This is a genomic window from Polaribacter butkevichii (genome assembly GCF_038024105.1).
Classification (GTDB): domain Bacteria; phylum Bacteroidota; class Bacteroidia; order Flavobacteriales; family Flavobacteriaceae; genus Polaribacter; species Polaribacter butkevichii.
This window is the reverse complement of sequence record NZ_CP150661.1, coordinates 2,319,550-2,339,774: the sequence shown is the minus strand read 5'-3', so window position 1 is coordinate 2,339,774 and position 20,225 is coordinate 2,319,550. Positions and strand designations below refer to the sequence as shown.

21 protein-coding genes are annotated in these 20,225 nt (G+C 30.3%); 15 read left to right on the top strand and 6 right to left on the bottom strand.

Going from position 1 to position 20,225, the window contains the following annotated elements:
• Positions 1–178 precede the first annotated feature (178 nt).
• From WG951_RS09925 to WG951_RS09875, 11 genes are all read left to right on the top strand, one after another.
• Complete coding sequence (locus WG951_RS09925; protein ID WP_105049953.1) at positions 179–1,693, top strand: PSP1 domain-containing protein; 1,515 nt, start codon at positions 179–181, stop codon at positions 1,691–1,693.
• Complete coding sequence (locus tag WG951_RS09920; protein WP_105049954.1) at positions 1,668–2,162, top strand: gliding motility lipoprotein GldH; 495 nt, start codon at positions 1,668–1,670, stop codon at positions 2,160–2,162. Before WG951_RS09925 ends, WG951_RS09920 begins: the two co-directional genes overlap by 26 nt.
• Before the next feature lie 71 nt (positions 2,163–2,233).
• Positions 2,234–4,501, top strand: coding sequence for a penicillin-binding protein 1A (locus WG951_RS09915; RefSeq protein ID WP_105049955.1), 2,268 nt, complete (start codon positions 2,234–2,236; stop codon positions 4,499–4,501).
• Between the two features lie 147 nt (positions 4,502–4,648).
• Positions 4,649–5,350, top strand: a complete 702-nt coding sequence (locus tag WG951_RS09910; RefSeq protein ID WP_105049956.1) for a CoA transferase subunit A — start codon at positions 4,649–4,651, stop codon at positions 5,348–5,350.
• 117 nt (positions 5,351–5,467) lie between these two features.
• A complete protein-coding gene (locus WG951_RS09905; protein WP_340916166.1) occupies positions 5,468–5,650 on the top strand; it encodes a four helix bundle protein in 183 nt (60 codons plus the stop codon).
• Positions 5,651–5,761: 111 nt separating this feature from the next.
• Positions 5,762–6,415, top strand: coding sequence for a 3-oxoacid CoA-transferase subunit B (locus WG951_RS09900; RefSeq protein WP_105049957.1), 654 nt, complete (start codon positions 5,762–5,764; stop codon positions 6,413–6,415).
• A gap of 1 nt (position 6,416) precedes the next feature.
• Positions 6,417–6,644, top strand: coding sequence for a hypothetical protein (locus WG951_RS09895; RefSeq protein WP_105049958.1), 228 nt, complete (start codon positions 6,417–6,419; stop codon positions 6,642–6,644).
• A gap of 15 nt (positions 6,645–6,659) precedes the next feature.
• Complete coding sequence (locus WG951_RS09890; protein WP_105049959.1) at positions 6,660–6,890, top strand: hypothetical protein; 231 nt, start codon at positions 6,660–6,662, stop codon at positions 6,888–6,890.
• 45 nt (positions 6,891–6,935) lie between these two features.
• Entirely contained in the window at positions 6,936–7,697 is a 762-nt protein-coding gene (locus WG951_RS09885; RefSeq protein WP_105049960.1) for an exodeoxyribonuclease III, read from the top strand.
• Positions 7,698–7,705: 8 nt separating this feature from the next.
• Positions 7,706–9,022, top strand: coding sequence for a lytic transglycosylase domain-containing protein (locus tag WG951_RS09880; protein ID WP_105049961.1), 1,317 nt, complete (start codon positions 7,706–7,708; stop codon positions 9,020–9,022).
• Positions 9,023–9,128: 106 nt separating this feature from the next.
• On the top strand, positions 9,129–10,112 hold the full coding sequence (locus WG951_RS09875; protein ID WP_105049962.1) for a DUF4837 family protein: 984 nt from the start codon (positions 9,129–9,131) through the stop codon (positions 10,110–10,112).
• Positions 10,113–10,176: 64 nt separating this feature from the next.
• Here WG951_RS09875 and trpS read toward each other — a convergent pair whose 3' ends face one another.
• Positions 10,177–11,145, bottom strand: coding sequence for a tryptophan--tRNA ligase (trpS, locus tag WG951_RS09870; protein WP_105049963.1), 969 nt, complete (start codon positions 11,143–11,145; stop codon positions 10,177–10,179).
• A gap of 315 nt (positions 11,146–11,460) precedes the next feature.
• On the opposite strand from trpS, the gene WG951_RS09865 reads away from it, so the two are divergent.
• Positions 11,461–12,147 carry a lysophospholipid acyltransferase family protein gene (locus WG951_RS09865; protein ID WP_211296746.1) on the top strand — a complete coding sequence of 229 codons (687 nt, stop codon included), beginning with the start codon at positions 11,461–11,463 and terminating at the stop codon, positions 12,145–12,147.
• A complete protein-coding gene (trhA, locus tag WG951_RS09860; RefSeq protein WP_105049964.1) occupies positions 12,144–12,782 on the top strand; it encodes a PAQR family membrane homeostasis protein TrhA in 639 nt (212 codons plus the stop codon). The genes WG951_RS09865 and trhA overlap by 4 nt, the downstream gene beginning before the upstream one ends.
• A gap of 4 nt (positions 12,783–12,786) precedes the next feature.
• Here the strand turns inward: trhA and WG951_RS09855 are convergent, their stop codons facing one another.
• Entirely contained in the window at positions 12,787–13,260 is a 474-nt protein-coding gene (locus WG951_RS09855; RefSeq protein WP_105049965.1) for a CYTH domain-containing protein, read from the bottom strand.
• Positions 13,261–13,308: 48 nt separating this feature from the next.
• Positions 13,309–14,286, bottom strand: a complete 978-nt coding sequence (locus tag WG951_RS09850) for a class I SAM-dependent methyltransferase (RefSeq protein ID WP_105049966.1) — start codon at positions 14,284–14,286, stop codon at positions 13,309–13,311.
• 246 nt (positions 14,287–14,532) lie between these two features.
• Between WG951_RS09850 and WG951_RS09845 the strand changes: the two genes are divergently transcribed.
• Positions 14,533–16,893, top strand: a complete 2,361-nt coding sequence (locus WG951_RS09845) for a hypothetical protein (RefSeq protein WP_105050618.1) — start codon at positions 14,533–14,535, stop codon at positions 16,891–16,893.
• A 1-nt stretch (position 16,894) separates the two neighbouring features.
• On the top strand, positions 16,895–17,617 hold the full coding sequence (gene recO, locus WG951_RS09840; RefSeq protein ID WP_105049967.1) for a DNA repair protein RecO: 723 nt from the start codon (positions 16,895–16,897) through the stop codon (positions 17,615–17,617).
• Here the strand turns inward: recO and WG951_RS09835 are convergent, their stop codons facing one another.
• The 3 genes from WG951_RS09835 to WG951_RS09825 are packed head-to-tail and all read right to left on the bottom strand — an operon-like array spanning position 17,618 to position 20,058.
• Positions 17,618–17,971 (bottom strand): SdpI family protein, encoded by a 354-nt coding sequence (locus WG951_RS09835; protein WP_105049968.1) that lies wholly within the window; start codon positions 17,969–17,971, stop codon positions 17,618–17,620.
• A gap of 44 nt (positions 17,972–18,015) precedes the next feature.
• A complete protein-coding gene (locus tag WG951_RS09830) occupies positions 18,016–18,882 on the bottom strand; it encodes an acyl-CoA thioesterase (protein ID WP_105049969.1) in 867 nt (288 codons plus the stop codon).
• A 9-nt stretch (positions 18,883–18,891) separates the two neighbouring features.
• Positions 18,892–20,058: a peptidogalycan biosysnthesis protein gene (locus tag WG951_RS09825; RefSeq protein ID WP_245893541.1), complete on the bottom strand. Its 1,167-nt coding sequence runs from the start codon at positions 20,056–20,058 to the stop codon at positions 18,892–18,894.
• Between the last annotated feature and the right edge of the window lie 167 nt (positions 20,059–20,225).

The following is a 20,225-nucleotide window of genomic DNA, read 5'->3' as shown; positions in this document are numbered from 1 at the left end:
TCATTCTTCGAGAATGCGTATATTTACGAATTAGTGAAGATTAGGCTGTGTTTATGTATCTGTCTGATAATCAATTTATGAACCAAGAGGTTTTTAGTCTTTCTGGCGTCTTTTTTAGTGGATTTGCTGCTTAAAATAAACCTTAAAGAATATCAACTATAAAAATATATATACTTACATGGCATGTGGAAGTTGTGGTACAACAGAAAATGGAGTACCAAAAGGTTGCAAGAGTAATGGTAATTGTGGGTCTGGAACCTGCGGAAGTGGTAGTAATAAACTAGCTGTTTTTGATTGGTTGGCAAATATGACGTTGCCAAGTGGACAAGAAAGATTTAATATTTTTGAAGTCCGTTTTAAAAACGGAAGAAAACATTTTTATAAAAATCCAGAAAATTTACCCATAACAATGGGGGATATTGTGGCTGTAGAAGGATCTCCAGGACATGATATTGGTACAGTTTCTTTGGCAGGAGAATTGGTAAAAGTGCAAATGAAAAAGCACAAAATTACTGAAGATCATGAAGATGTAAAGAAAATTTACAGAATAGCAAGTCAGAGAGATATTGATATTTGGCAACAAGCAAGAGCAAAAGAAGAAGAAACACAACGAAAAGGAAGAGAAATCTTAGGTCGTTTAGGTTTGCAAATGAAATTATCTGATGTAGAATATCAAGGTGATGGAAACAAAGCTACGTTTTATTATACTGCAGATACAAGAGTAGATTTTAGACAGTTAATTAGAGATTTGGCAAGTGCTTTTTCTATTCGTGTAGAAATGAAGCAAGTAGGAGCAAGACAAGAAGCAGCTCGTTTAGGAGGTGTAGGTTCTTGCGGTAGAGAGTTGTGTTGTTCTACGTGGTTAACAGATTTTAGAAAAGTAACAACTTCTGCGGCACGTTATCAACAATTATCATTAAATCCTTTAAAATTAGCGGGTCAATGTGGTAAATTAAAATGTTGTTTAAATTTTGAATTAGACACCTATTTAGATGCTTTAAAAACGTTTCCTAAACAAGATTTAGTTTTAAAAACAGAAAAAGGAGATGCTGTCTTTGTTAAGATGGATATCTTTAAAAATCACCTTTGGTACACTTATAAAGAAGAGCGTTTTAAGTGGTTTAGACTTACATTAGAACAAGTTTTAGAAATAATAGATCTTAATAAAAATAATGAGAAATCTATTTCGTTAGAAGAGTATGAAGCAGACGTAGAAATTCCTGTAAAAGTAGATTTCGAAGATGCAGTTGGGCAAGATAGTTTAACTCGTTTTGATGCTCCTAAAACAAGTAATCGTAAACGAAATAACAGAAATAGAAATAAGAAAAAACCGGTTGCGGTTGCAAATTCGAATAATAATAGAAGTAAGCCAGCGGCAAAGGTAAATCCTAATCAAAAGGCAAAACCTAACCCGAATCAAAAGCCAAATCCGAATCAAAAAAGAAAGCCACAAGCTAAAAAACAATCAAATACAAACCCAAATCAGAAACCAAAGCCGAACGCTAACCCAAATCAAAAGGTTGCACAGAAGCCAAAGCCTAAACCAAGACCTAAACCAAGACCAAGACCAAAAGCTCAGGGAAATGAAAACAAACCAGAGGGAGAAGTTAAAAAGGTAAACAAACCAAGAAGAAATAATAGAAACCGTAAAAACAACAACCCGAAAAATGATGACAATTCTGAAAAGAAATAATTTTTCAATTGTTTTAGCAACTCTTTTTTTGTTACTTTCTTGTGATGATGTTACTGATTTTAATCAATACAAATCAATAGGATCAGAAGGTTGGAAAGCCAATGAAAAAGTAGTTTTTGAGTTTGATGTAAAAGATACAATATCAAAAAAAAACCTATTTATCAATATTAGAAATAATAACACGTATGCTTATAGTAACTTATATTTAATTACAGAGCTTGTTTTTCCTAACGAAACCAAGGTAATTGATACGTTACAATATGAAATGGCAGATAAAACAGGACGGTTTTTAGGCGCAGGCTTTACTGAAATTAAAGAAAATAAATTATTTTATAAAGAAAAAAAGGCATTTCCTATTTCGGGAAAATACATTTTTAATGTGCGCCATGCAATGAGAAAAAATGGTGATGTAAATCCAATTGAGTTTTTACAAGGAATTCAGGATGTTGGTTTTAGCATCGAAAATTAAATAAGGTTCCCGTTTACACGAGAAAGACAAATTAATGAAATCTCAACCATGTTGGGAAACAGTTTTTTATTATGACACAGAAGAAAACAACAGATTTTAAAAAATATATAAAATGGTTTTGGTTGCTAGTTCTTGGCGGATTTGCAGCAATACTATTATTGTTTTTAATAGCTTCTTGGGGTGGTTTAGGAAAGTTACCAACCTTTGAAGAATTAGAAAATCCAGAAAATAATTTAGCAACAGAAATTATTTCTTCGGATGGTAAAACCTTAGGAAAGTACGCTACAGAAAATAGAACACCCATTAAATTTAAAGACTTGCCAGATAATTTGATAAAGGCATTGGTTGCAACAGAAGACGAACGTTTTTTTGAGCATTCTGGTATCGATTTTAAAGGAACTGCAAGAGCTGTTTTAAAACCAGGAAGTGGTGGTGCAAGTACTATTACACAACAATTGGCTAAAATGCTATTTACGGGTAGAGCTTCTAGAAATATCTTTTTAAGAGTTGGTCAGAAAGTTAAAGAATGGGTAGTTGCTCTTAAATTAGAAAAACAATATACCAAAAACGAAATTCTAACCATGTACTTAAACAAGTACGACTTCTTAAACCAAGCAGTAGGTATTCGTTCTGCAGCACGTATTTATTTTGGTAAAGAACCAAAAGAATTAGAGGTTCAAGAATCTGCTATGCTAATCGGGATGTTAAAAAATTCATCTTTATATAATCCTTTAAGAAGAGCAGAACGTGTAAAAAACCGTAGGGATGTTGTTTTAAAACAAATGAATCGTAGTGAGTTTATTTCAGAACAAGAAAAAGATTCTTTACAACAATTAGACTTAGGTTTAGATATTAATAAAGAAGGCCATAGTGATGGTTCTGCAACTTATTTTAGAACCTATTTACAAAAATATTTAAGAAAATGGGTGCAAGAAAACCCTAAACCAAATGGCGAAGAGTATAATATTTTTAGAGATGGTTTAAAAATTTATGTAACCATAGATTCTCGTATGCAAAAATATGCAGAAGAAGCTATAGATGAGCATATGTCTAATTTACAATCTTACTTTTTTAAAGAACAAGAAAGAAATAAAACAGCACCTTTTTACGATTTAGAGAAAAGTGAAATCGACGGAATTTTAGAAAGAGCTAAGAAAAATTCTGAAAGATATAAACGATTAAAAATAGCAGGAAAATCTAAGAAATATATTGATGAAGTTTTTAAAACAAAAACCAAAATGAGTGTTTTTTCTTGGAAAGGAGATAAAGATACCATTATGTCTCCAATGGATTCTTTAAGATATTACAAGTATTTTTTACGTGCCGGATTGTTATCTATAGAACCTCAGTCTGGGCATATAAAAGCTTGGGTTGGTGGTATTGATAATAAACACTTTAAATATGATGCAGTTGCGCAGCAAAAAAGACAAGTAGGTTCTACTTTTAAACCTTTTGTATATGCTACAGCTATTAATCAATTAAAATTATCTCCTTGTGATGAGTTTCCGAATATTCCATACACAATTCCAGAAGGAAAATATGGAATTCCAAAAGCTTGGACACCAGAAAATGCGAATAAAAAATACGGAGGAATGTTAACTCTAAAAGATGGTTTGGCAGGTTCTGTAAATACAATGTCTGCTAGGTTAGTAGATATGGTTTCTCCAGAAAATGTGGTTCGTTTGGCAAAATCTGCGGGTATAGAAAGTGATATTCCTGCAAATCCATCAATTGCATTAGGTGCAGTAGATTTATCATTATTAGAAATGGTAAGTGCCTACTCTACCTTTGCTAACAAAGGTTTACGAGTTGCACCAATGATTTTAACAAGAATCGAAGATAAAAACGGAACCGTTTTACAAGAATTTACACCAGAAACAAAAGAGGTTTTAAGTGAAGAATCTGCTTATGTAGTTTTAGATTTATTAAAAGGAGTTACCCAATCTGGTTCTGGAGTTCGTTTACGTTTACCTTGGAAAAAAGCAGATTATATTACTGGTCATCCTTATAAATTTACCAATCCTATTGCAGGTAAAACCGGTACCACTCAAAATCAATCGGATGGTTGGTTTATGGGAATTGTACCTAATTTAGCAACTGGTGTTTGGGCTGGTGGAGAAGATAGATCTACCCATTTTGCAGGTATTGCAAAAGGACAAGGAGCAACTATGGCTTTACCTTCTTGGGCGTTGTATATGCAAAAATGTTATGCAGATAAGGCGTTAAATATTAGTAAAGAAGATTTTGAAAAACCAGAAAACTTATCAATCAATATTAATTGTGATGATAAATCTGATGAAAAAGAAATAAAAGAAGAAGAAGAGGATACCGATTTCTAAAAGAAAAATATTTTCGGAGTCTTGTTTTAAACATTGTTGATTTCAATTTTTTTTTTTTTGATAAAATTTCTTGTACTAAATATTTTTTAGTAAATTATTGCATTGTCATTTTTTTGGATAGTTGATATATTATAAAAAAGAAACATTATGATTAATAAAAAGGTAAACAATGTACAAGAAGCACTGCAAGGTGTTAAAAACGGAATGACTTTTATGTTGGGTGGTTTTGGTTTATGTGGTATTCCAGAAAATGCTATTGCAGCATTAGTTAAGCTAGATGTTAGAGAGGTAACTTGTATTTCTAACAATGCAGGAGTAGATGATTTTGGCCTGGGTTTATTGCTTCAAAATAAACAAATCAAAAAAATGATTTCTTCTTATGTAGGAGAAAATGATGAGTTTGAACGTCAAATGTTATCTGGCGAGTTAGAAGTAGAGTTAACTCCGCAAGGAACATTGGCAGAAAAATGTAGAGCTGCACAAGCCGGTTTTCCTGCATTTTATACACCTGCAGGATATGGAACAGAAGTTGCCGAAGGCAAAGAAACCAGAGAGTTTGATGGCAAAATGTATGTCTTAGAACCTGCTTTTAAAGCCGATTTTGCCTTTGTAAAAGCTTGGAAAGGAGATGCCGCAGGTAATTTAATTTTTAAAGGAACATCTAGAAACTTTAATCCTAATATGTGTGGAGCAGCAACCATTACCGTGGCAGAAGTAGAAGAGTTGGTAGAGGTTGGTGAATTAGACCCAAACAATATTCATATTCCAGGAATATTTGTACAACGTATTTTTCAAGGAAAAAATTACGAGAAAAGAATTGAGCAAAGAACGGTTCGTATGAGTAATTAATCAATATAGAAATTTAATAATGTAACAATGAAAAATCCAGTAGTTGACAAATCTATAGAAGTTGCATTATTAATAATTGAGTATTGTGAAATTTTATAAGTTGAAAGAAAATAGGTTATTTCTCGTCAATTATTAAAATCGGGAACAAGTATTGGAGCTAATGTTCATGAAGCTCAAAATGCAGAAAGTAAAGCCGATTTTATTCATAAAATTAAAATTGCAACAAAAGAATTAGAAGAAACAAAATATTGGTTAGTTCTTTGTGAAAGATCAAAAACATATCCTAATAAAAAAAATTAGTTGAAAAAGTTAATGAATTAGGGTTAATTTTATATAAAATTCTAAGTACTGGTATTAAATCTCGTAAACAGAATTGATACATTTTTAAATTGTTTAATTGAAACATTATATATGTTAGATAAAATAGGCATTGCAAAAAGAATTGCGCAGGAAGTTCAAGATGGATTTTACGTAAACTTAGGTATTGGTATTCCAACTTTAGTTGCTAATTACGTTCGTGATGATATAGAGGTTGAATTTCAAAGTGAAAACGGCGTTTTAGGGATGGGCCCCTTTCCTTTTGATGGAGAAGAAGATGCAGATATTATTAATGCAGGTAAACAAACCATAACAACAATGCCTGGAGCAAGTTTTTTTGATTCTTCTATGAGTTTTGCTATGATTCGCGGTAAACATGTAGATTTAACTATTTTAGGGGCTATGGAAGTTGCAGAAAATGGTGATATTGCCAACTGGAAAATTCCGGGTAAAATGGTAAAAGGAATGGGCGGAGCCATGGATTTAGTAGCTTCTGCCGAAAATATTATTGTGGCAATGATGCATACTAATAAACGCGGAGAATCTAAGATTTTAAAAAAATGCTCTTTGCCTTTAACAGGTGTTGGTTGTGTAACTAAAATTGTTACAAACCTAGCCGTTTTAGAAGTAAAAGAGAATGGTTTTCATTTATTAGAAAGAGCTCCAGGAGTTACTATTGATGAAATTAAAAAAGCAACAGAAGGTACTTTGGTGATAAATGGAGAGATTCCGGAAATGAATATTTAAGATGGCATTATTTAAAAAAATATATTGGTTAATTTATCCAATGCTTATTGGATTGTTTATGTTGATTTTTGATCTAGTTTATAAAACAGATAATTTTATTCTAAAAATAGGAGTTTGTAGTGTTATCGCCTTTATTTTATCGCCAAGAAAAAAAATTATACTTACACAAACAGGAAAAATAAAACAAATTACTTGGCTCTTTTTAAAAAAGCCAATTAGTTTAGATTAGAATTTTAAAATTAATATGGATTTTCTTGCCAAAAGACCAAGTTTAGTAATTTTTTTGTTTGTACTTATTTTTATTGCAATTTTAGATTTTGGCTTTAAAATAGACAATTCTATTATGCGCATTGTTATAGCAGCACCTTTGGCAGGATTTTTGTCGCCAAGAAAAAGGAAAATAAGTACACAAACAGGAGATAAAACTCAAATTACTTGGATCTTTTTAAAGAAACCAATTATTATAGATGCATAATTAAAATTAAGAATACGTTCTCTTTTAGAGGATTAAAAAATATAAATGAAGATAATATCATACAACGTAAACGGAATTAGAGCAGCCTTAAAAAAAGGATTTTTAGATTGGTTAGAAGCCGCAAACCCAGATGTAATTTGCATACAAGAAACCAAAGCGCACAAAGAACAATTAGATCTTACTGATTTTGAAAATGCAGGGTATCCGTATCATTATTGGTTTTCTGCTCAGAAAAAAGGGTATTCTTCGGTAGCCATTTTTTGTAAAGAAAAACCAAATCATATTGCATACGGAACCGGAATAGAATCGATGGATTTTGAAGGTAGAAATTTACGTGTAGATTTTGATAATGTTTCTATAATGAGTTTGTATTTACCATCCGGAACAAATTCTGAAAGGTTAAGTTTTAAGTTTAATTATATGGATGAATTTCAAGAATACATCAATACCTTAAAACAAGAGATTCCTAATTTAGTTATTTGTGGCGATTACAATATTTGTCATGAAGAAATAGATATTCACAATCCTAAAATGAAAGGAGTTTCTGGTTTTTTACCTGAAGAAAGAACTTGGATTGGTAATTTTATTAAAAGTGGATTTATAGATAGTTTTCGTTTTCTAAATCAAGAAAAACAAGAATATTCTTGGTGGAGTTACAGAGCAAATTCTAGAGCAAATAATAAAGGTTGGCGTTTAGATTACGCTATGGTTTCTGAGCCCTTAAAAGATCAAATTTCTAGAGCATATATCTTGCCAGAAGCAAAACATTCAGATCATTGTCCAATTGCTGTAGAACTTAAATTTTAAAATTAAATATGAAGCAACTAATTATATTCCTCCTAATAACTAGTTCTATTTTTTCTCAAGAGAAAAAAGACACTTTATCTTTAAATACAAAAGCAGATACTGTATTTATTGCCAAAGATTCTATAAAAGAACCTATAGATCAATCGTTTTTTTCTGATAGCGATTTAGATCTTATTGATAGTTTATTAGTAAATGAAAAATTTAACTCATTATTAGTAGATTCTCTTGCTTATGTTATCAATGATAAAGATATTGTAGGGAATACCTCTACGGTTTTAACAACAGATTTATTAAAGTTACGTCTTGCTGCATTAAACAATAAAACGCCTTTTAATTTAGCTTTTAATCCGTCTTTAGAAAATGTAATTAATAGTTATTTATTGTATCGAAAAAAATATTATCCAGCATTGTTTGCAAAAGCAAAGTATTATTTTCCAATGTTTGAGCAATATCTAGATCAATATGATATTCCTTTAGAAATGAAATATTTAGCTATTGTAGAATCTGCTTTAAGACCTAAGATAAAATCGCGTGTTGGTGCAACAGGTTTGTGGCAATTTATGTATGGTACAGGTATAGAGTTTGATTTAAAAGTAAGCTCTTATGTAGATGAGCGTCAAGACCCTGTAAAGGCAACCATTGCAGCATGTAAATATTTAAGTCAGTTATTTACTGTTTTTGGTGATTGGGATTTGGCTTTAGCAGCATACAACTCAGGACCAGGAAACGTAAGAAAAGCCATAAAACGTTCTGGAGGTTATAAAAATTATTGGAATATTAGACCCTATTTACCAAGAGAAACGGCAAGTTATGTGCCTGCTTTTTATGCAACCATGTATATTTTTGAGTATGCAGATGAACATAATATTTATTCTGATTTACCTCAATTCTTTAATTTTCAAACCGATACAATTCAAATAAAAAGAACCATTAGTTTCGATCAAATTTCAGAAAAAATAGATGTTGATGAAGAAGTTTTATCAGAATTAAACCCATCTTATAAGTTAGATATTATTCCGTTTATAAAAGATAGAAAATATGCTTTAAGATTACCTAGCGATAAGATTATAAACTTTTTAGATAAAGAAAAAGAAATTTATGCTTTAGCAGACACAGATGATGCGCAAAGAGAAAAACCTTTGCCTAAATACTTTGAAATGGATCAGCGTATTCGTTATAAAGTAAAAAGTGGCGATTATTTAGGTAAGATTGCAAATAAATTTGGAGTGCGTGTAAGTGATCTTAAACGTTGGAATGGTCTAAAAACAAGCCGATTAAAAATAGGGCAAAGATTATCTGTTTATCCCAAAAAATTAGGTAGTTAACTACTATTTATAAATAAAGAAGGTTTCTTTTGATTAAACTTAAAAATGGAACAATATTTGGAGTGCTAGGTTTAAATACCTAGAACGAAATTTAAAAGCTAAACTTATGAAAAATATATTTACCCTATTTGCAATTGTACTTTTATTAACTTCTTGCGGAGGCAATGAAAAAATTACACTACGATCATCTGTAGGTAAAGTAAACAAAGTAATGGTAGTTACCAAAGCCAGTGATTGGAATGGTGATATTGGTAAAGAAATAAGAAACTCTTTTGGCGAATTGATGGTGGGTTTACCGCAACCAGAATCTCTTTTATCTGTGTCTCAAGTGGCTCCAAATGGATTTGGAAACATGATGAAAGTGGGTAGAAATATTATGATTATTGGGGTTGGTGACGAAGAGCAATACTATGTAAAAAAGGATGTGTACGCTCAACCACAAACAATTGTTTATGTATATGCAAAAGACAGAGCAGGTGTTGTAAAAATGTTTAAAAAGCACGAAAAAGAAATCATCAAAACATTTATAGAATCTGATATTAGTATGGTTCAGCATTTATTTGCAAAACATAAATTAGATGATTCTCAATTTAAAACATTGCAAAATTTAGGAATTTCATTAACCATCAACAAGAATTTTAATACGGTAGATGATACAGGTGATTTCTTATGGTTACGTCAACATTTATCTAGCGGAATTGCAAAAACAGGAAGTAATAATATTTTAGTGTATTCTGTTCCTTTAGAAGACGAAACAAAAGTGGCAGACAGTATTGTGGCTGTTAGAAATAGAATTGGTAAAAAATACATTCCGGGTTCAGACCCAGAAACCATGCACATGATTACAGAAAAAGCATATACACCTTTTACTTTTGATGCGGTTATAGATGGCAAAAAAGCTTATGAAACTCGTGGTAAATGGGAGGTAAAAAACGATTTTATGGCGGGGCCTTTTTTAAATTATACCGTGGTTGATAAGAAAAATAATAGACTCGTTATTTTTGAAGGATTTACATATGCTCCTTCGGTAAACAAAAGAGCCTTTTTGTTTGAATTAGAGGCTATTGCTAAATCTATGAAGATTAAATAAAAGAAATAAAAGCATAAAAAAACCGAAAGAATTTACTTTCGGTTTTTTTTATGCTTTTATTTTACTAGTAACCAATTTTGGTTCTTACTCTTTTTAAAACTCCTTTAGCAACTTCAGATGCTTTTTCTGCTCCAATTTCTAAAGCAGCATCAATTTCATGCTTGTTTTCCATAAAATGATTGTAACGTTCTCTTATAGGAGAAAATTGTTCTAAAATCAATTCGTACAAAGCTTGTTTAGCGTGTCCGTAACCATAATTACCACCTTCGTAATTAGCTCTCATTTCTGCAATTTGAGCCTCAGAAGCTAATAATTTATACAAGCCAAAAACATTATCTGTATCAGGATTTTTAGGATCTTCTAAACCTAAACTATCCGTTTTAATAGACATTATTTGTTTCCTTAATTTTTTGTCTGGTAAAAAAATATTGATAATATTATTTCTAGATTTACTCATTTTTTCTCCATCAGTTCCAGGAACTAATTTGGTGCCTTCTTTAATTTCTGCTTTTGGTGGTACCAATGTTTCGCCAACAATATGATTAAACCTATTGGCAACATCTCTTGTCATTTCTAAATGTTGCAATTGATCTTTACCTACAGGAACAATTTCTGCATCATATAATAAAATATCTGCCGCCATTAACATTGGGTATGTAAATAAACCTGCGTTTACATCACCTAACCTATCTGCTTTGTCTTTAAAACCATGTGCTAAAGTTAGCCTTTGGTACGGAAAAAAACAGCTTAAGTACCAAGTTAATTCTGTAGTTTGTGGTATATCACTTTGTCTGTAAAATAGTGTTTTATCAATATTTAAACCACAAGCAAGCCAAGTAGCAGCAACACTATAAGTGTTTTCTCTTAATAGATTTCCATCTTTAATCTGTGTTAAAGAATGCATATCTGCTATAAATATAAAAGATTCATTTTCTGGGCTATTTGCCATTTCTATAGCAGGTAAAATAGCTCCTAATAAATTTCCTAAATGTGGTGTTCCTGTACTTTGTACACCTGTTAAAATTCTTGACATTATGCTGTGTTTATTTTATTTTTAAAAAAAGGTATCTGAAACTTATCAAAAAAATAAATAATATTTGAGTGAGATACAAAAACCATTTCGGATAGCAAAAATAAGGTTTTGTTTAAGAAAACCAATCAAACAAAAGAATATTAGTATTTTTGTTTTTAGAGAGCTCTTTGCGGTCTCATTTTTTATTCTTTTTTAATGATAGATACTTAAAGATACTATTAAACGTTTATGAATATTGTGAAGTATATTAAAATTCCTTTTCTTTTAATTTGGCGCTTGTGGTTCTACATTTTAATGTTTACAACGGTTATATTAATGTCTCCTTTATTATTTATTTTTACAATAAAGGAAGATTCTTATCACTTATTATGGAAACTAATTAGAATTTGGTCTAAAGTACTTATTTACGGTATGGGTTTTCGGTTAGACATTCAATTAGATGAAGAAATTGAGCCTAACAAAAGTTATATGTTTTGTCCCAATCATACTTCTTTAATGGACCCGTTTGTGTTGGTTGTTTTAAGTAAAAACCCAATTGTTTTTGTGGGTAAACACGAGTTGGCTAAAATACCTGTTTTTGGTTTTTTTTACAAAAGAGCAGTTATTATGGTAGATAGAACAAACCCAGAAAGTAGAAGAAGGGTGTATAGAATGGCTAAAAAAAGACTGCAAAACGGAGTAAGTATGGCTATTTTTCCGGAAGGATTAGTACCTGAGGAAGAGGTAGTTTTAGCACCTTTTAAAAAAGGAGCTTTTAGTTTGGCAATAGAATTTGAGATGCCAATTGTGCCTCAGGTTTATTACGATTGCAAACGTTTTTTTTCTTGGGATGTTTTTAAAGGAGGTATCGGAACAATTAGAGTACATCAACATTCGTTTATTTCAACAACGGGATTGTCTATACGTGATATGAATACTTTAAAAGATAAAACATTTGATATTATTTACAATGATTTGGTAAATGATAAAAAATATATGAAAGACACAAATAGCAAAAAATGAGCGAAAAATTAAATCATGGATATTCTGAGACCGAAGAACGATTAAATGTTTGGTCTCATGGTTTAGGTTTGTTTGCAAGTATTTTGGTTTTTCCTTTTTTAATTATAAAAGCGAGTACATATGCTAACTTTTGGAATATTACTAGTTTTGTAATTTATGGGATGAGTTTAATAATCTTGTACGCAGCTTCTACGTTTTATCACGCAGCAAAAAATCCGAAGAAAAGAAGACGGTTAAATATTTTTGATCATGCAGCTATTTATGTGCTAATTGCGGGTAGTTATACTCCTTTTTGTTTGGTTGCTTTACACTCTAATTTAGGTTGGTATATGTTTATTGCTGTTTGGGTTTTTGCTTTAACAGGTGTTATTTTAAAGTTGTTTTTTACAGGAAGGTTTGATAAACTTTCTACAGCAATGTATCTTTTAATGGGGTGGCAAGTGGTGTTTTTTATAAAACCTTTAATGGGTGCGTTAACCAGTTTTGGTTTTAATTTATTAATTGCAGGAGGTGTTTTTTATACAATAGGCGCCATTTTATATTCTATTAAGAAAATGCCTTACAACCATGCTATTTTTCATGTGTTTGTATTGTTGGGCAGCTTAAGTCATTTTTTGGCAATCTATTATTTGTAGATTTTTATGCCCAATCTTTAAAAGGTTTTTTGCTAATACTAGAATTATAGTATTTTACATTACCAGTTACTTCTTTGTCTAGCCAATTTGGTTTGGTAAATTCTTCAGATTCAGAATTTAATTCTACTTCTGCAACCACTAAACCCTTGTTATCACCATAAAATTCATCAACCTCAAAAGTATGCGGACCAACTTTTATCAAATACCTGGTTTTATCAATAATACTAGGTTCGCACAATAAAAGTAAATTTTCTGCTTCGTTTTTGTCAATTTCTTTTTCCCACTCAAAACGTGTTGTGCCAGAAATATTAGATTGTCCTTTAATTGTTATATAAGCTTTATCGTCGGCAATTCTAATGCGTACTGTTCTGCTTTTATCAGAATTTAAATAGCCTTGTTTAATGCTTTTTTGTGCGTAACTATCACTTTTAAAATCATCGTTTTTTACTAAAAATTTTCTTTCTATTTCTACACTCATACATTCTAATTATTAGTTCTTTAAAGTAAGCTTTAGCAATTAAATAAGTTATTTTTTATTGTTATAAACTCCAAATACAAAATCAGATTGATTTGTTTTTAAATAAGCATCTTCTAAGGTAAAAAGGTTTTTTAAAACTTTTTCTTTTTCTGAGTCTAGATCAAAAAAATGATGAGAAATATCTCTTAATGCACTCATCAATAAGTTTCCACCGTACGGTTTTTCTACAGTGATATTATATTGTTTGTGTATGGCCGGAAGAATGCTTTGAGAATCGATACATTCTGATGGATCTGCCATTATCATTCTAAGCACACCAACACCTCTGTATTTGTTTTTATGTAGTTTACTTTTAAACCGTGTTCTAAATTTTTTAGGAATTAAATTTAAAGCTTCATTAATTGCTTTTATTTGGTTTTTAGTAAATTGATGCCTTGTGGCACCTACAAACTCATTTATTATTAAAAAACCATTAGGCTTTAAGGCTGTTTTTATTCTACCAGACAATAGCGATTCTATTTTATCGAAATGATGCAAAGACGATTTAAAGAATACAATATCAAAATCATTTTCTTTAAACTCAAAATCGTCAATATTTTTAGCAACAAACGTAATATTTTTTACATTGTTTTTTGCTGCTTTTTTTGCTGCAATTTCTAATAGATTATCAGCAATATCTACACAAACAACTTCTTTAAAAATGGAGTTATTTTTAGCCAATTCAATTTCTGGATTGCAAATTCCAGAACCAAGAGAAAGCAATCTTAAGTTCGTTTTTTCTTTTAATACATCTTCTAATATATAATCGATGTAATCTTTATTTTTATCACCAGAAATTAATAAATTCCATCTTTCCCTTATTTTAGGAATAGACCAAAAGTTAGAAGAAACAAAAGAAGTATTATCAAAAGCACTTTTAGTTCTATTTTCTTTATTAAACGTAAATTTTGAAAAGAAAAATTTATGGCCTCTTTGTACTGCTTTAAAGTATGTGTCTATAAAGTCATCTAAAGTAATTATTTTCATTTTTTTTTTTGATGTAATATGCTTTTTTTAGAACTTTAGAAGGCCAATTTTTTATTAAGAAAATACTAATTGTTACAAAAGTACTTTTTTTTATTAAAAGGAAATGTAAAAAGAATTCTTTCTCTAGTTTTTAGGCTGCTATTAAAAAAAGAGTTGGTTTAAAAATAAAATTAAACATGTACTAATAGTGGCATGTTTACGTTTTATGATAAAAAAGAAATATCTTTGAAATATCAAATTAAAACAATGAGAAAACTCTTTTCACTCTATATTTTATTTTTTACAGTATTCTATTCTGCACAAACAGATTATAGCGATTCTTGGGAAGACTTTTATTCTTATAACAATGTAAAAGATTTTGTTAAGGTAGACGATGTTATTTATGCCTTGGTAGATAATGCTGTTTTTACCTATGATATAGTGTCAGAGGAACTTAACAAGTTGTCTTCTGTACAAGGTTTGTCTGGAGAAACAACAAGTTCCATTCATTATAGCAGTGCCTTTAAAAGGCTTGTAATTGGTTATGAGAATGGATTGGTAGAAGTTGTAGATAATGACGGGCAAATAACGATTTCATCGGATATTGTAAGTTTTAATCAATTTGGAGAAAAAAGTATAAATGATATTACAGAATTTAATAACAATTTATACTTGTCAACCCCTTTTGGTATAGTTGTTTATGATATTGATAAATTAGAATTTGGAGACACTTATTTTATTGGTAATGGCTCTAGCTCTTTATTAGTGCACCAAACAGAAGTTTTTAATGGGTTTATTTACGCAGCTACAGACAGAGGAATTTATAAGGCAGATGTAACCAGTAATTTATTGATTGATTTTAACAATTGGCAAGAGCAGTTTTCTGGTAGAGACTTTACCCAAATTACATTGTTAAGCAATCAATTATACGTAGTAGAAAATTATTTAGTAGGTAGCCAAAAAAACACCACATTATTTGGTTTAAATGGAAGTGTGTTAACGCCAAAACAAACATTTGCTGGTGATATTATTTCAACCATAAAAGCATCGGAAGCTAATTTAGCTTTAACTTTAAATAATACGGCTATTATTTTAGATTTAACAATGAATGAAATCTTTAGGGTTAGTGCAAATACAGAAACTAACTTTACCTTAAATACTTCCTATTTTGAAAATGATACCGTTTTTTTAGGAACCAAAGAGTTTGGTATTTTAAATACAACTTCTGGTCAATTAACAAGTTTTAAAGAAGTGCATCCAGAAGGGCCGTTGTTTAATGATGTCTTTTCTATAGCTGCTAGTAATGATAATGTTTGGGTAGTTTATGGAGGGTATAGTAGTGTCTACGGTCCAATTCAAAATAGAAAAGGGTTTAGCCATTTTAATGGAGAAAATTGGATAAACACTAAATTTAATCCAAATTTTCCTGTAATAGATTTAAACCATGTTTCTATAGATCCTAATGCGGAAAATAGAGTGTATATTAGTTCTTTTGGAGATACAAATGATGTTAATAGTGTTTCTACAGGAGGTTTGTTAGTGGTAGAAAACGATGAAATTAAAACATTCTATAATCATTTAAATAGTCCTTTAGAAGATATTGAAGCAACAGATCCAAATAGGGTTACCGTAAGGGTTAGTACATCTGTTTTTGATGCTCAAGGAAATTTATGGGTTACAAATATTGGTTTTGGTAACGAATTAAAGAAACTTTCTACAACTGGTCAATGGTCTAGTTTTGATATGAAACCTGTAGAAACTAGTGCTGGATTTGGTTTAAGTGAGATTGTTATAGACAGAAACAATAGTCTTTGGTATGGCTCTAGAGCAAACGGTGTGTATGTTTTTAATGAAAACGGAAATAGAAAAAAAGCGCTAATTGCAACACCTAACTTAGGAAACCTTCCAGATATAAATGTAAGAACGGTTGCTGTTGATGGTAATAATAGGGTTTGGTTGGGTACTAAATCTGGCTTGGTAATGTATAATAATGCGTCTGGAGTTTTTGATGATGCAACGCCAAATGCCAATGCAGTAGTTATTAATGGAAATGATGAAGGTTTTGGAGAAAGACTTTTAGGGGACCAAACCATTAATTCTATTGTGGTTGATGGTGCAGAAAATAAATGGTTTGGTACAGACAACGGAGGGGTTATTTATACAAACCCTAATGGACAAACAACTTTGGCTAATTTTAGCATGCAAAACTCGCCATTACCCTCTAATAAAATTGTAAAAATAGCGGTAGATAATAGTACAGGTAAAGTATACTTTGCCACCAATAAAGGTGTTGTTGTTTACAATAGTAAAGTTGCCCCTTTTGGGGATGTTTTAGGAGCCGTATATGCGTACCCAAACCCTGTATTAAAAAATCATGAGACAGTTACAATTGATGGTAGAAACGGAACACATTTACCCAAAGGAACAAACGTAAAAATAATAGATGTTGCAGGCAATTTAGTGTATGAATCTAATGTTGTAGAAGGACAAGAATTACAAGGAGGAAAAGTGGTTTGGGATAAAAAAAATCTTGCAGGTACCAAAGTTGCTTCTGGTATTTATATTGTTTTACTTTCTAATGATGATGCTTCTGAAACAGCGGTTACAAAAATTGCAATTGTAAATTAAAATGGCAGTTGTAACAACTAAAGCAATTATTTTAAGCTCTTTAAAATATGGCGATTCTAGTTTAATAGTAAAATGTTATACGGAAGAAGAAGGTGTAAAATCGTATTTAATTAGAGGAATTTTAAAAGCAAAAAAAGGTGGGCTAAAAGCGGCTTATTTTCAACCTCTAACACAGTTAATTATTGTTGCAAGCCATAACAATAAAGGAAATTTAAATTCTATTAAAGAGGTTCAAATTTCTAATCCATATCAAACCATTTATAAAGATATTGTAAAACAATCTGTAGTTATGTTTTTATCTGAAGTTTTATCTTATGCGATAAAAGAAGAAGAAAAAAATGAAGAACTTTTTGAGTATTTAGAATCTGGACTTATCTGGTTAGATCTACATGATAAAATTTCAAATTTTCACTTGTTATTTTTATTGAATTTAACTCGTTTTTTAGGCTTTTATCCAGACTTGTCTGAAAGTGATAAATTAGGGTTTGATTTGGTTGAAGGAAGTTTTACAGATTTAACTCCATATAAAAATATTATTTCTGGAAACAGTTATTATCAATTTAAAAAGCTGTTAGACATCAATTTTGATGCAATAGAAAACGTGTCTTTTGGTAAACAAGAAAGACAAATAGTATTAAAAATAATAATTCAATATTTCGAGTTGCATTTAGATGGTTTTAGGAAACCGAAATCATTACAAATTTTAGAAACCGTTTTTAGTTAATTATTTAAGTTTCTTCTTTTTTCCTTCTTCGGTAAAATGATCGTTTAATGCTCTTTCTGTTTTTATAACACTTACTAAAACAGATAAAAGTACCAGAACCATTGGTTGCCAAGTTAATTCTTTGGTAGCAAAATTAGCAAAAACCAAACCACCTAGAAAAGAAATTCCTGCGTAAATAACCAATTTTTTATTAAATATGCTATTTGCAAAATCCCAAATTTGTTGGTTTAGCATTGCTTTAGGAGTTCTGTAACCGTACCAATTGTTTATTTTTTTTGGTGGAAATTTCCAAAAAATAATACTCAATATAAAAAGTAATCCGTTTGTGGTTAAAATATAAATAATAGGACTCATTTGTTATAGTTTTTTAATTTTGCTTACTGCTTACTGCTTACTGCTTACTTTTTAATCGGTCTTAACAGGCCTTCTTGTGTTACAGAAGCTATTAATTTACCATCTCTTGTAAATATATTTCCTTTAGATAAGCCTCTTGCTCCAAAAGCATTTGGAGATTCTACTGTATATAACATCCAATCGTCAAAGTCAAAATCTCTAAAAAACCACATAGAATGATCTAAACTAGCAGTTTGAGTGTTTCCAAAATTATGATTACTTGCATTGGGGTTAAAGGCAGGATTTAGTATGTTATAATCAGAAATATAAGTAAGAATTTCTTGTTTTGTTCTAAAATCTAAATCTTGTTTTTCTCCTTTTAAACGAAACCAAACTTGTTCTGTTGGTGGTAAATCTTCTGGTTGTAAAGGATTGGGGATTCTTACGGGTTTAAACTCTATGGGTCTTTCTATACTTAAAAAATATTTCATAGATTTTGGTAAAAAATCACCAAACTTTTCTAATATATTGTCCCAACTTAACAACTTTTCGGGTTGTTTTATTGTTGCATCAAAAGCTACCTGATGCTCAAAGCCTTCTTCTTTTTTATGAAATGAAGCGGCTAGAATAAAGATTGTTTTATCATTCTGACTAGCTGTAACTCTTCTTGTAGAAAAACTACCTCCGTTTCTAACTTCTTTTACAAGGTAATTTATAGGAATTGTTAAATCTCCTGCTTCTAAAAAATAAGAATGTAAAGAGTGTAAAATTCTATCTTGTGGTATTGTTTTGTAGGCAGCATTTACTGCTTGTGCTAATACTTGTCCGCCAAAAACATGTGGACTTCCAATGGTTACACTGTTTCCACTAAAATTATGATTTCCTAAATCTTTTAAGTTTAACAGGGCAATTAATTCTTTAGTGTTTTTCATGCTTCGTTTCTACAGTTTAAAAGGAAATTTTTGTTGAAATGGAGTTGGTTGAACTCTTTGCAAAAATAACTTTAAAATTTTGTTTTTTATAGTTTTCTTGTGACGAAGATACATGGTTAAATCTTGAGGAACTGCACCTACAGAACTTTTTATCTCGCTAGCAGTTCTACCAAAATTTAAATTTTTTAGTTTTTTACTGATGGCAATTTCTATATAATTATATAGCATTCGTTGATAAATAGCATGTTCTCTATTTAGCTGATAATCGATACCTACAAAATGTGCGTCTAAAGAATCTTTATTGATGATGCCAGAGATAAAACCTACTACTTTATCTTCTAGATGATAAGATTTTAGAATATAATTTTCTCCGAATTTTTCTTTTAAATCTCTGTATGTTTCTAAGTTAAAAATTCCTAAATTAAAACCAGCATTTAAAGCCACTTTTTCATATAAAGCAGTCATTTTAGGTAACACTTCATCGATGTTTTCTAAAGTAACTTCTTTAATTTTAATTTTTGCGCTTTGCTTAAAAGCTTTTTTAGCTTTAACCCTAAATTTTGTTTTCATCGAGGCTAAATAATCATCAAAGTTTTGCCAATTTTCATCAATTTCTAGTTTCATGTTTGGTTCTACAGAAAACGGATGGTAGCTAAAGTCTTTTAACTCATCAGAAATAAATAAAGACTCTTTGGCAAAGTCTTTTAATAAAAAGGCATCAATTTGTTTTTTTAGCTTTTTATCAGAATTTACAAAATGATTAATGCTTTCTGCCAATTCTTTTATGATGGCTTTTTTATCTTGATTTTCCTTTATAAAAACACCATGTTCTCCACTTACAAAAGTGTTGCCGCAAATTAAGAGTTTTAAGGGTTTTTTATCTGGAAATACATGTAGTTTTCTACCAATATTTTTTAAAAGTTCAAAATCATTTTTAATGGAATTTAATTCGAAATCAATAATTTTTAAACTAGCAAAAGCAGTTGGTTCTTTTTTATCATCCACTAAAACAATATAAGAAAAGGTTATTTCTGGATGATTTTTTTCTAACGATTTTAAAAAATTTGGATGAAAGTAACTATTGTTTGTGCAGCCTAGTGTTTTCCATATTTTAGAAGGAATTTCATCTAAAGTAGCGTAAAATTGTGCGGTATTTGTGTTGGTGCAGCAAATCAAATTAATTGGTGTTTTGTAGTAAGCTTTTTAATATTTATAAAAGTGGTTTCTTTATTTGCAAAGTTCCGTTTTTTTAAGGTTATAATAAGGTGTTTTGTGTAAAATTGTTGTGGCTATGCTATTTTAAAGGTTTTATATAAACGTTTTGATATTAGATTAAAATCATT